Below are 12,148 nucleotides of genomic sequence, written 5' to 3'. Positions count from 1 at the left end.
CGGCGTCAGGGCCGCATTACCGTGAGACACGAGAACCTCCTGGGCTCAGAGCGGTGACTTAGACAGCTCCACTCTGGCCCGGAGGTTCTCGCTCTGTCAGGGACGCCAGATCAAACAACGTCCCTGGGCACTACATCTAGTCGGCCTTCGCGAGCCGGCGGCGCCGGGCGGCGGCCGAGAACTGCGAGATCAGCACGAGCGCGATCGCGAGCAGGAATACGCCCGAGGCGATGACGTTCGCCTCCGCCGGGATCCCGCGCGCGGCGGCCGTGTAGATGTACGAGGGGAAGGTGACGTCGGCGCCGCGGTTGAAGTTCGTGATGATGAAGTCGTCGAAGCTCAGCGCGAACGACAGCAGCGCGGCCGCGGTGATGCCGGGCAGCAGGAGCGGGAAGGTGATGCGCCAGAACACCTCGCGCGGGGAGGCGTAGAGATCGCGACCGGCCTCCTCGAGCGCCGGATCGAGGCTCGCGACGCGCGCGCGCACCGTCACGACGACGAAGCTGATGCAGAACATCGTGTGGGCGAGGATGATCGTGCCGATGCCCTTGCCGACGCCCGCCTGCAGGAACTGCGCGGCGAGGCCGGCGCCGAGGACGACCTCCGGGGTCGCCATCGGCAGGAACAGCAGGAGCGTCGTCGCCGAGCGGAAGCGGAATCGGTAGCGGACGAGCGCGATCGCGATCATCGTGCCGAGCGTCGTCGCGAGCACGGTCGCGACCACGCCGATGAGGATGCTGTTGCCGAACGCCTGACAGACCCCCTGGGCCGAGCAGACGTTGAGCCAGTTGTCGAGGGTGAAGCCGCGCCAGACGATGTTGGTGCGACGCGAGTCGTTGAACGAGAACACGATCGTGTAGATGATCGGGACCATCAGGAACACGAGCGCCATCGCCGAGTAGACCCAGATCGCGTACTTGCCGAAGCCTCTCACAGCAGGTCCTCCGTTCCGCTGCGCTTCACGTACGCGCTCACGAGGATCAGGATCGCGGCCATGAGCACGAGCGAGAGCGCCGCCGCCGCGGGGAAGTTCTGCAGCACGAGGAAGTTCGCCTCGATGACGTTGCCGATCATCGCCGTGTCGGTCGAGCCGAGGAACTCGCGGCTCGCGTTGACGTAGTCGCCCGCGGCGGGGATGAACGTCAGGAGCGTGCCCGACATGATGCCGGGGGCCGCGAGCGGCAGCGTGACGCGGAAGAACGTCGAGCGGGGGCTCGCGTAGAGGTCTCCCCCGGCCTCCACGTAGCGCAGGTCGAGCCGCTCGAGCGAGGTGTAGATCGGGAGCGTCATGAAGGGGATGAAGTTGTAGGTGAGCCCGAACACGACGGCGAACGCGGAGCCCGTGATCGCCGCATCCCCGGGGAGGATCGCGAGCGCCTGCAGGAATCCGACGATCGGACCCTCATCGGAGAACAGCTGCTTCCAGGCGATCGTGCGCAGCAGGAAGGAGATGAAGAACGGCGCGATCACGAGCACGAGAGCGAGCGCCTGCAGGAGCGGCCAGCGGCGCAGCGTGATGCCGATGAAGTACGCGAGCGGGAACCCGATGAGGAGCGCGAACAGCGTGGCGAGGGCCGCGTAGCCGAACGCGCGCACCGTCTGCGGCCAGTACTGCTGGAGGACGGTGACGTAGTTCTCCCACCGGAAGGCGTTCTCGAACTGGCCGAAGACGACCGGGTCCGGCTGCTGCAGGCTCGTGATGACGAGCGAGAACAGCGGGACGAGGAAGAAGAGACCGAGGTAGAGGAGCCCGGGCAGCAGGAGCAGGAGAGCGATCGGGCTCTTCCTGCGGGCTGCCGGCTCAGCGACCGCCGTGGAGGTCGCGAAGGCGCCGAAGGCCATGGGTCAGGCCCCCTCCAGCTCCGCCTCGAGCTGCTCGCGACGCTGGGTCGCGATCATGCTCGTATCGGTGTCGTCGTCGAACCGCAGAGCGGGGACGGTCGAGGGCTCGTCGGCGAGGCCGAAGGTGTGCCCGACGTCCCAGCTCATCCAGACCTCGTCGCCATCGTGGTGCATGCGCGAAATGCTCGTGTTCTGCGCGAAGACGGTGAAGATGCCGAAGACCGGCGAGGTGACCTCGTACTGCGTGCTCACGCCGCTGAAGGACACATCGGTGATGCGGCCGGGGCCGACGAGGTTGCGGCCGGTCTCGCGCTTCGGCTCGGAGCCGTGCAGCGTGACCTTCTCGGGTCGGACGCCGATCGTGAGCTCGCCCGAGTGGCGCTGAGCCCTCTCGCGCGGGACCTCGACGCGGTTGCCCGCGACGTCGACGACCATCGAGGTGCCGCTCGAGCTGACGACCGCGCCCGACATGAGGTTCGACTGGCCGAGGAACGTCGCGACGAAGGCCGTGTGGGGCAGCTCGTACAGCTCCTGCGGCGCGCCCATCTGCTCGATGACGCCCTTGTTCATGACCGCGACGGTGTCGGCCATGGTCATGGCCTCCTCCTGGTCGTGGGTCACGTGGAGGAAGGTCAGGCCGACGGTGTCCTGAATGTCCTTGAGCTCGATCTGCATCTGGCGGCGCAGCTTCAGATCGAGGGCGCCGAGCGGCTCGTCGAGGAGAAGCAGTGCGGGACGATTCACGATCGCGCGGGCGAGCGCCACGCGCTGCTGCTGCCCGCCCGAGAGCTGAGAGGGCTTGCGGGACGACACGTGGTCGAGCTCCACGAGACGCAGCGCCTCGTGAGCAAGAGCATCCGCGTTCGCCATCTTGCGTCTCTTCAGGCCGAACGCGACGTTCTCGAGGATCGTCATGTGCGGGAACAGCGCATAGCTCTGGAACACCGTGTTGACCGGGCGCTGGAACGCCTTCGTCGCCGTGACGTCCTTCCCGCCGATGAGGATGCGGCCCGCGGTGGGCTCCTCCAGACCGGCGATGAGCCGCAGGGTCGTCGTCTTGCCGCAGCCGGACGGGCCGAGCAGCGCGAAGAACGACCCTGCGGGGATGCGCAGATCCAGATCCTCGATGGCGGTGAAGCCGGGGAACCGCTTCGTGATGCCGACCAGTTCGAGGTCGGCACCCGCTTCGGCGAAGCCCGACTGCGGGACAGCGCTCGTGGACACCTCGGTGGTGCTCCTTCGGGTGAGGGGTGGAGTCGGGACTACGAGCCGAGCAGGATGCTCTGGAACGCCGACTGGAACTCGTTCTCCTCCTGGGCGGTGAGCCCGCGGAAGATCTTCGCCTGCGCCAGGGTGTCGGCGTTGGGGAAGATGAGCTGGTTCTCGGCGAGCACGGGGTCGATCGCGATGGCGGCCTCGTAGGCGCCCTCGACGGGGGTGATGTAGTTCACCCACGCCGCGACCTCGGCGGCGACCTCGGGCTCGTAGTAGTAGTTGATCAGCGTCTCGGCGTTGGTCTTGCGCGGGGAGCCGATGGGGATGAGGAAGTTGTCGTTCCACAGCGTGGCGCCGCCCTCGGGGAGGACGAACTTCCACTTCTCGTAGCCGGCCTCGAAGTTGAGCAGCGTGATGTCGCCCGACCAGCAGATCGCGGCGAGGGTGTCGCCGTTGACGAGGTCCTCCGTGTACGCGTTGCCGCGCACGTTGCGGATCTGCCCCGACTCGACCTGCTCGCGGAAGATGTCGAGGGCGGCGTTGAACTCGTCCGCGCTGAAGTCGCTCGAGATGTCGACGCCGTTCTCGAGCATGATGACGCCGATCGTGTCGCGCATCTCGGAGAGCACGCCGACGCGGCCCGACAGGTCGGGGCGCCACAGGTCGCTCACCGAGCGGACCTCGCCGGTCTCCTCGACGTTGTACGCGATGCCGGCGAAGCCGCCCTGCCAGGGCAGCGAGTGCACGCGACCGGGGTCGAAGGCAGGGTCCTGGAGGCTCGCGACGAGGTTCGACGCGTTCGGGATGTTGTCCTTGTTGAGCTCCTGGGTGTAGCCGAGCTGGATCCAGCGGTTGACCATCCAGTCGGTGAGGCAGACGGTGTCGGCGCCGATGTCCTGGCCGAGGGCGAGCTGGTCGCGGACCTTCGCGAAGTAGGAGTTGTTGTCGTCGACGTCGATGAGGTAGTTGACCTCGATGCCGGACTCCTCCTGGAACCGCTCGAGCGTCGGGTAGTTGCCGTCGTCGTCCTCGTCGATGTAGAAGGGCCAGTTCGCCCAGTTGAGCGTCTTGTCGCTCTCGGACTGGTCCTCGGCGGGGCTGAGCTCGTCGGAGCCCGTGGAGCACGCGGCGAGGGCGAGGGCGGTGGCGCCGGCACCGGTCCCGGCGAGCATCGCGCGGCGGCTGATCTGCGCCCGCTTGGCCTGGGCGATCAGGCTGCGGATCATCGGGTCTTCGGGAAGCGGACGGTGCATGGCGCTGCTCCTTAGGCGAATCAGGTACGACGGTGTACTCGGGTGCTGTGACGGTGGGTCGATACTCGCACACCGCTCGGGCCATCGCACCATGTGCGGCCCGATTCATCCATTCTGAAACACAATCTTCACGAAATCAGCACATCCGGGCGAAAAAAGGTGCGGATTCCATCGCTCCGGGACGCTACGCTGATGCCGCAGCGCACCGTGGCGATGGCTCCCGGGTTGACGCGCGCCGACACAGGAGAGACAACATGAGAATCGCGGTTCCCGCGGAGGTCAAGAACAACGAGTACCGGGTCGCGATCACGCCGGCCGGGGTGCACGATCTCGTCGCCAACGGGCACGAGGTCATCGTGCAGGCGGGTGCAGGACTCGGCTCGTCCATCACCGACGATGACTACGCCGCGCAGGGCGCGCGCATCGTCGATGACGCCGCAGCCGTGTGGGGCGAGGCCGAGCTCCTGCTCAAGGTCAAGGAGCCGATCGCGTCGGAGTACGCGCACTTCCGCCCCGGCATGGTCATGTTCACGTACCTGCACCTCGCGGCGGAGAAGGAGCTCACGCAGGCCCTCCTCGACTCCCGGGTCACGGCGATCGCCTACGAGACCGTCCAGCTCCCCTCGCGCGCGCTCCCCCTCCTCGCCCCCATGAGCGAGGTCGCGGGGCGGCTCGCGCCCATCGTCGGCGCGAACGCCATGATGCGGCCGAACGGCGGGCCCGGCCTGCTCGTCCCCGGGGTTCCCGGCACCCACCCCGCTGACATCGTCGTCCTCGGGGGCGGAGTCGCGGGCACGAACGCCGTCGCGATGGCCGTCGGTCTCGGCGCGCGCGTCACGGTGCTCGACACGAACATCCAGCGCCTGCGCGAGCTCGACGCCCTCTACGCCGGGCGCATCCAGACGATCGCCTCGAACGGCTACGAGATCGAGCGCGCGGCCGTCCGCGCGGACATGCTCATCGGCTCGGTCCTCATCCCGGGAGCGAAGGCTCCGAAGCTCGTCAGCAACGAGCTCGTGTCGCGCATGAAGCCGGGGAGCGTGCTCGTCGACATCGCCGTCGACCAGGGCGGCTGCTTCGCCGACTCGCGGCCGACGACCCACGCCGAGCCGACGTTCGCGGTGCACGACAGCATCTTCTACTGCGTGGCGAACATGCCGGGTGCGGTGCCGTCGACGTCGACGCACGCGCTCACGAACGCGACCATGCCCTACGTGCGCGCGATCGCGAACCGCGGCTGGCGCGACGCTCTGCGCGCGGACCCGGCGCTCGCCCTGGGTCTCAACACCCACGACGGCAGCGTGACGAACGAGCCCGTCGGCGCGGCCCACGGCCTGCCGTCGGTAGAGCTCGCGAGCGCCATCGGCTGAGTCGGAGCCTCCCGGCGGGCCCCGCGTCCCTCGCCGGTCGGCCCGGTTCCCGACGGCCCCGGCCTCACGCCTCGTCGCCGGGTCCGCTCGCGCGCCGACCGGTGACGAGCGCCGGCCAGCGCGCGCGCCTCGCTCCTCGGGAGTCGACGACGATGATCTCGTCGACCGCGCTCTCGTCGCGCAGCGGGATGCTCGCGCGCGCACCGAGGACCGCGCGCGCGTCGCTCTCGCTCGCGTCGGCGAGCACGATCGCGCCCTCGCGTCGAGCGAGCGCGAGCGCTGACCACGCGGACTGCCAGGATTCGGCATCGGCCACGGCGACGCGCGGCGCGCCGACCGCATCGGTCCGGGCGATCGCATCGGGCTCGGCGATCGCCATCGGGTCGGTCGCGACGTGGACTCCCGCCCTCCGCAGGCGCTCCGCCGCGACCGCCGGTCGAGCGGAGACGACGGCCGCGGGACCGTCGAGGGACGGCTCCCAGACGGGGATGCGCGGCGACCGCGCGGCGAGCGACCGCGACTCCGGCGCGAGCAGCTGGATCGCCCGACCCCGCCAGCGGCCCCGACCCGACGGCGCCACGGCATCGTAGTCGCCCGGCGCTCCGCCGGCCGCTCGATGATCATCGGGTGAGGCGGCCCTGAGGAGCAGCACGGAGTCGAACCGGCCGACGAGCCCCGAACGCGACCGGAGCACCGACGAGCAGCTCGCCGCGAGGGAGCCTCCGCGCCGCCGCAGGCGCCGATCGACGGCGTCGATGGCGTCGAGGAGGTCGAGCGCCCGCTCCCCCGCCTCCGCCACGAGCGCGTCGATCTCGGGGACGATGACGATGAGCGGCCGCGGGGCCGTCCGGTCGAGCACGCGCGCGGACCCGGGCGCGTCCCGCTCGGTCGAGCGCGGCGCCGCTCCGTCGAGCTCGTCGCGCAGCTCGCCGAGGACGCCGAGGACATCGGCGGGCGAATCGGGGAGCACGACGGCGTCGCACCCCGAAGCGCTCGCGCTCTCCGCGATGACCGCGAGCGCGTCGGCCGCGCCGCTCCCCCGAGCGCCGACGACGAGGAGCGCGCCGTCGCGATGCGGCGCCCACTCGCCCCGCACGCGACGCTGCCGGTCGGGGTCGTCGACGGCGCCGAGCAGCAGCTGCGGGCGCACGGACGACGCGAGCGCGGCATCCCCTCGCGGATCGGGAGCCCACGGGTCGCGCGCGGGCGCGTCGCGCCGAGCCGCTCCGGACCCCGCGGCCGAGTCGCTCTCGACCTCGCTCCCGGAGTCGCTCTGGGAGTCGCTCTGGGAGTCGCTCTCGGGATCGAGCTCCAGGGCCTCATGTCGCGAGACTCTCGCGGGCAGCGGCGGGAGCCACGGTCGCGACGCCGGGGTCGCGGAGCGCCATCGGGCGCCGACGGCGGCGATGTCGTCGACGGCGATCGTCGCGACGTGGATCGTGCGCAATCGTCCGGATGCGGCGAGGACCGCGCGGCCCGCGGGCGAGCCGTCGGGCGGCGGCGCGACGGGGAGAAGACCGGACGCATCGGACGCGCTCGCCATGCGGAAGGCGAGACGGATCCCGCAGTTGGCCGCGACGGCGTCGCGCACGACGCCGCCGGGCCTCTGCGTGCAGAGCAGGAGGTGGATGCCGAGCGATCGCCCCCGAGCGGCGAGGTCGGCGACGAGCGCCTGCAGCTCGGGGAAGCTCTCGACGAGCACCGCGTACTCGTCCACGAGGATGAGCAGGCGCGCGAGGGCCCCGACGGGCAGGTCGGCGATGTCGCGCGCTCCGCGGGCCAGGAGCGCGCCCTCTCGTCGTCGGATCTCGGCACGGAGGCTGCGCAGCGCGCGCTCGGCGCTCGCGGCGTCGAGATCGGTCAGGAGACCGACCACGTGCGGGAGCGCCGAGAGCTCCGCGAACGCCGACCCGCCCTTGAAGTCGACGAGGAGGATGGAGCGCTCAGCGGGAGGTCCGCTCGCCGCCCAGGCGAGGGCGACCGTGCGCAGGAGCTCGCTCTTGCCGCTGCCGGTCGTGCCGCCGACGAGGGCGTGCGGAGCCTCGCCCAGCAGATCGAGCTCGACGACGCCGTCCGCGTCGACGCCGATCGGGCCGGGGGCGGCGCCGGTGCGCTCGGTGGCCGACGCGAGAGCCGCCCACGGCAGGGAGTCCGGAAGCGCCGCCTCGGCGGGAGCCCGACGTCGGACGAGGGCATCGTGCTCGCGCCGAGTCGCCGCCTCAGGACGGATGAGGGTCTCGCGGCCGTCGGGGAGACGGAGCCGCGCGGAGGTGGGGGTCTCGACGACGAGCTCCACCGGGGCGACGGACGGGAGTGCGGGCGACGGGAGCGACGACGCCGAGGCGACGCGCTCCACGACGCACGCGGGGTGGAGCGCGACGAGCCGGGCGATCGAGTCGACGACCGCGCCGCGCCCGACGATCCGGATCGGGCCCGCGGGCACGAGCACCGGCAGCGCCGGGTGAGTCGCCGCTGCCGCGGTGAGCTCGGCGAGCCGCCGGGCCGCAGGACCGTCGTCGAGCACGGCGGGACGCTCGGGGGCGATCGCGCTCGGGGCGGGCGCGACGCCGATCCGGATCGGCGCGGCGGGATCGCCCTCCGGATCGCGCGAGCGCAGGCGCTCGGGCAGGGGCGGGTGCGCGGCATCGGCCCGCGCGCGCTCGAGGGCGTGCAGCTCGGGCACCCGAGCGAGCCAAGCCGTGCAGTCGCGATCGAAGCGGGCCGCCTCGTCGCGGAGGTGGCGTCGGGCGGTGCGTCGGGCATCCAGCGCCGTCGCAATCGCGATGAGCGGGCTGAGCGCGGCGAAGACGAGGACGAAGACCGAGCCCGTGATCAGGAGGATCGCGACGGCGCCGATCGCCGGGGCGATCACGGCGATGACGGGGAACGGCGTGCGCGGCGGGGGCGAGGGCGGCGCGGGCAGCGGTGGCATGACGAGCGCGGTCATGCGCAGCAGTCAACCGCGGCCGGGTTGTCGTCGAGCCGCGCGAGGCCGAGGTCGTGCGCCGGGGCGCGTCAGGGTCGTCTGGGGACGAGCGGCCGCGGGGGTCAGCTCACGACGACGAACTGCTCGCCGATGTCGATGCGCGTGCCGCGCACGACGCGATAGCGGCGGCCCGGCTCGCAGTACCGCGGCTCGGAGCCGGGCTCGCGGATGACCGACCCGTTCCCGGAGTGCCGATCGCTCACCCAGAAGACGCCGTTGTCCTGGCCGAACTCCAGGTGCGACTTCGATACCGAGCGACCGGGGTCGACGATCGTGACGATGTGGTCGACGGCCTCACCGGGCTCCGGGCTGGGGTTGCGGCCGATGATGCCCGAGCCGAGCACGGTGTAGCTCTCGCCCGTGGAGAACTGCAGCACGAAGCGCGCGCCCGTCGAGCCCCGCGGGACGAGACGGGTGTTCTCTGTGTCGGGCTCAAGCGACGACTCGGCGGGCGAGGAGACGGCGACCGCAGGAGGGGGCGCCGGGGCCACGGCCGGAGCCGGAGCAGAGGACGGAGCGGGCACCGCGGTCGGAGCAGGAGCAGGAGCAGGAGCAGGAGCAGGGCTCGACGCGGCGCTCGACGCCGGCGCGATGGCCGACGGCGGGCTCGCGATCGTCTCCTCTGCCACGGGCCGGGCGCTCATCAACGGCTCGCCGCACGTGCCGCAGTACACGTCGTCGGGCTCGGGCAGGGTACCGCAGCGCGGGCATCCGCCGGGGGCTGGTCGAAGGGCGGAGGCGAGGCGCGGCTCGTCGGCCGGACGCGCGGCCGGCGGCACCACGGGCTCGATGCCGGGCACGGGGCTCGGGGAGACGGCGACCGGCGGCGCGGAGGCGGCCTGCGCCTCGGGCCGGGCGAGCGACGGGTCGTCGGGCTCGGGGGGCGTGGCCGGCGTGATCGAGAGCGGCTCGCTAGCCGAGAAGGGCATCGCCGCCGAGCTGAGGGTCACGGGCGGCACGACGGGGCCGCGAGCGGCGACGGAGCGGCCGCACTCTCCGCAGAACATCGCGATGGGCGGGAGGGTGGCACCGCAGTGCTGGCAGATCACGGCGCTCGCCTCCCAGGCTCGGTCCTCGAGCGGCCAGGATACCGGCGCAGCGAGCGCACCGAGAGCGCGGCGCGCCACCGGTCGCGGCGGCGCCGCCCGGCGTCGAGGCCCGCGCGTACGGCGTCGACGGCGTTCCAGACGCGGTCGGCCTCGCCCGGCTGGGGAGGCTCGGGCGCGTAGTCGACGCGGTCGGCGACGCGCGCGAGGACGGCCGCCTGCGGCTGGCCGATGATCCCGGCGACCTCGCGGCGCGTCGCGCCGACGGGGATCGCGAGCCCGTGGTCGGCGGCGGCATCCGTGAGCTCCCGCCATCCGCCGAGGATGCGCAGCGTCGGGTCGGCGGCGCGACGTCTCCGTCGGCGACGCCCCGCCTTCGCCGCCACGACCCCGACGAAGGGCGCGGCGACGAGCGCGGCGACGAGCAGGACGATCCCGGCGATGCGCGCGATGGTGAGCAGGAGGGCGAGCAGCGGGTCCTCGTCCGGGCGCTCCCCCGGCTCGATCTCGGGCGGTGCCTGCTCATCGGCGACGGGCGGCACCTCCGCTGGCGGCTGCACGGCGTTCTGCGGCCGGGACACGGGGACGGGCTCCTGCGGCTCTGCCGGCGGGATCTCCCGCTCCGGCGGCATGACGTCGACGGGCACCCAGCCCGATCGCGCGATGTCGACCTCGATCCACGCCGTCAGGTCGTCCGACCGCAGTGATTCCTCGGTTCCGGCGAGGGGCCCGTAGCCCAGGACGACCCGGGAGGGGAAGCCGAGCTCGCGCGCCACGAGCGCGGCGAGGACCGCGTACTGCTCGGCATCGCCGACCATGGGTCGGCGGGTGACGAGCTCGCCGATGCGGTCGAGGGAGTGCCCCGAGCGGCTCGCCGGCTCGTCGGGATCCACGCCGTGCGAGACGTACCCCTGCTCGCGGATCGCCTCGAGGGCGGCCTCCAGTCGCGGCCCCGCGCCCTCCACGCCCGCGGTGACGCCGTCGAGCCACGAGCGCAGCTCCTCCGAGACCGCCGCGATGCCGGGCACGGCCGTTCCGCCCGGCGAGCTCTCCGCGAGGCGGAGGGTCGGCGCCTCCGCGACGACGACGTCGAGCAGGTAGGTCGTGCCGGCCTCCGTGCCCCCGATGAGCGCCGCGGTGCCCGTCGTCGCGTTGAGCCGCACGCGATCGCGCAGGTCGGCGGCGTCGTCGCCGGCGAAGCGCACGCCGCGGAACTCGCCGACCGTCGGCAGCCAGCTCCCGGTGCTCTCGAGCAGCTCGACCTCGATCGTCGCGCGCTCGCCGGGCGACTCGACCTCGCGCTCGGTGGGGATCCGTACGAAGCGCCCCGAGGCCGCCTCGACCTCGTCGCTCCCGACGGCGAAGACCACGCCGTCGTAGCTGTCGAGGGTCGCCATGCGCACGCGCGCCCCCTCGGGCGCCCCCGAGACGCGCAGAGCGATCGAGGATGCCCGGTCGGGCTCGAACGCGACGCGGTACGCCGCGAGGGGGCTGGGCAGGTCGCGCGGATCGAAGGGGCGCTCGACGAGGGAGCGCAGAACGACCCGGTCGGCCGGCGGCTCGGTCGCCAGGGCGGCCGCGACTCCGGCGCCTCCGGCGATGAGGAGCAGCGCCGTCGCGGACGCGAACGAGCGCACGACCGCGACCCGGGCATCCAGCGGGTTCTCGGCGCCCCCGGCCCGGAGGGAGTCGGTGCGACGGTGCCGGCGCAGCACGGCGATCCACAGCATGAGGACGAGGCCCAGACCGACGGCCGTGCCGAGCGGGAGCGCGCGATCGTCACGACCGAGGGCGATCGCGAGGACGAAGCCGAGGGCGGGGACCGCGGTCGCGAGGGCGGGGCGGCGCGTTCGCAGCGCGATCGAGGCGGTGAGGAGCGGGCCGACGTAGAGGAGCACGAGCGCGGGGACGAGCAGGGCCTGGTACGACCCGACGGGCAGATCGATCGTGAGCAGCTGACGCCAGCCGAGCACGATCCCCGAGGCGAGCTCAAGGAGGCCCGCGGGCTCGGGGAGGATCCCGTAGACCGTGCGGCCGGGCACCGCGAGCGGCACGCCGACGATCGTCAGGACGGCGACCGAGGCGAGGATTCCGCCCCAGGCGGGCCAGCGCAGGAGCGCGCCGGCGGCCGCGATGGCCGCGCCCGCCGCGATCGCGACGACGGCGAGGAGGATGAACGGTGCCGCCCGGTACACGGGCCACAGCGCGACGGCGACGAGCGCCCAGGCGAGGACGGTGAACACGAGGGCCGAGGCGAGCACGGCCGGTCGGGGCGGCGGCGGCTTCGGGGTCGCGCGCGGGCGCGGAGCGCGGACGCCGCCCGGGCGCGACGGGCCCTGGCCGCGGACGGGCCGGGTCACCACTGCTCGGCCCCCCGCATCGCGCGGCGCAGGTCGGAGAGCGAGCCGATCGTCATGACGCTCAGACCGCTCAGCC

The 12,148-nt window shown here is 72.7% G+C and carries 8 protein-coding genes; 1 reads left to right on the top strand and 7 read right to left on the bottom strand.

What is annotated here, in order from left to right:
* Positions 1-136: 136 nt before the first annotated feature.
* The 4 genes from Q7T15_RS11110 to Q7T15_RS11095 are packed head-to-tail and all read right to left on the bottom strand — an operon-like array spanning position 137 to position 4,310.
* Positions 137-892: an ABC transporter permease gene (locus Q7T15_RS11110; protein ID WP_370689146.1), complete on the bottom strand. Its 756-nt coding sequence runs from the start codon at positions 890-892 to the stop codon at positions 137-139.
* A gap of 38 nt (positions 893-930) precedes the next feature.
* Positions 931-1,842: an ABC transporter permease gene (locus Q7T15_RS11105; protein WP_304696271.1), complete on the bottom strand. Its 912-nt coding sequence runs from the start codon at positions 1,840-1,842 to the stop codon at positions 931-933.
* A gap of 3 nt (positions 1,843-1,845) precedes the next feature.
* On the bottom strand, positions 1,846-3,066 hold the full coding sequence (locus Q7T15_RS11100) for an ABC transporter ATP-binding protein (protein ID WP_304696269.1): 1,221 nt from the start codon (positions 3,064-3,066) through the stop codon (positions 1,846-1,848).
* Between the two features lie 38 nt (positions 3,067-3,104).
* The gene (locus tag Q7T15_RS11095; RefSeq protein WP_304696266.1) at positions 3,105-4,310 is read right to left on the bottom strand and encodes a PotD/PotF family extracellular solute-binding protein; all 1,206 of its coding nucleotides are present in this window, start codon (positions 4,308-4,310) and stop codon (positions 3,105-3,107) included.
* Positions 4,311-4,564: 254 nt separating this feature from the next.
* Between Q7T15_RS11095 and ald the strand changes: the two genes are divergently transcribed.
* Positions 4,565-5,680, top strand: coding sequence for an alanine dehydrogenase (gene ald, locus Q7T15_RS11090; protein WP_304696264.1), 1,116 nt, complete (start codon positions 4,565-4,567; stop codon positions 5,678-5,680).
* A 64-nt stretch (positions 5,681-5,744) separates the two neighbouring features.
* Here the strand turns inward: ald and Q7T15_RS11085 are convergent, their stop codons facing one another.
* The 3 genes from Q7T15_RS11085 to Q7T15_RS11075 form a co-directional block, all read right to left on the bottom strand.
* Positions 5,745-8,627: an FtsK/SpoIIIE domain-containing protein gene (locus Q7T15_RS11085; RefSeq protein WP_304696262.1), complete on the bottom strand. Its 2,883-nt coding sequence runs from the start codon at positions 8,625-8,627 to the stop codon at positions 5,745-5,747.
* Between the two features lie 101 nt (positions 8,628-8,728).
* Positions 8,729-9,715: a zinc-ribbon domain-containing protein gene (locus Q7T15_RS11080; RefSeq protein ID WP_304696260.1), complete on the bottom strand. Its 987-nt coding sequence runs from the start codon at positions 9,713-9,715 to the stop codon at positions 8,729-8,731.
* Positions 9,712-12,072, bottom strand: coding sequence for a transglutaminaseTgpA domain-containing protein (locus tag Q7T15_RS11075; protein ID WP_304696258.1), 2,361 nt, complete (start codon positions 12,070-12,072; stop codon positions 9,712-9,714). Before Q7T15_RS11075 ends, Q7T15_RS11080 begins: the two co-directional genes overlap by 4 nt.
* Positions 12,073-12,148: the final 76 nt, after the last annotated feature.

Source organism: Microcella sp., from assembly GCF_030645145.1.
Taxonomy (GTDB): domain Bacteria; phylum Actinomycetota; class Actinomycetes; order Actinomycetales; family Microbacteriaceae; genus Microcella.
This window is presented reverse-complemented; position numbering and strand designations above follow the sequence as displayed.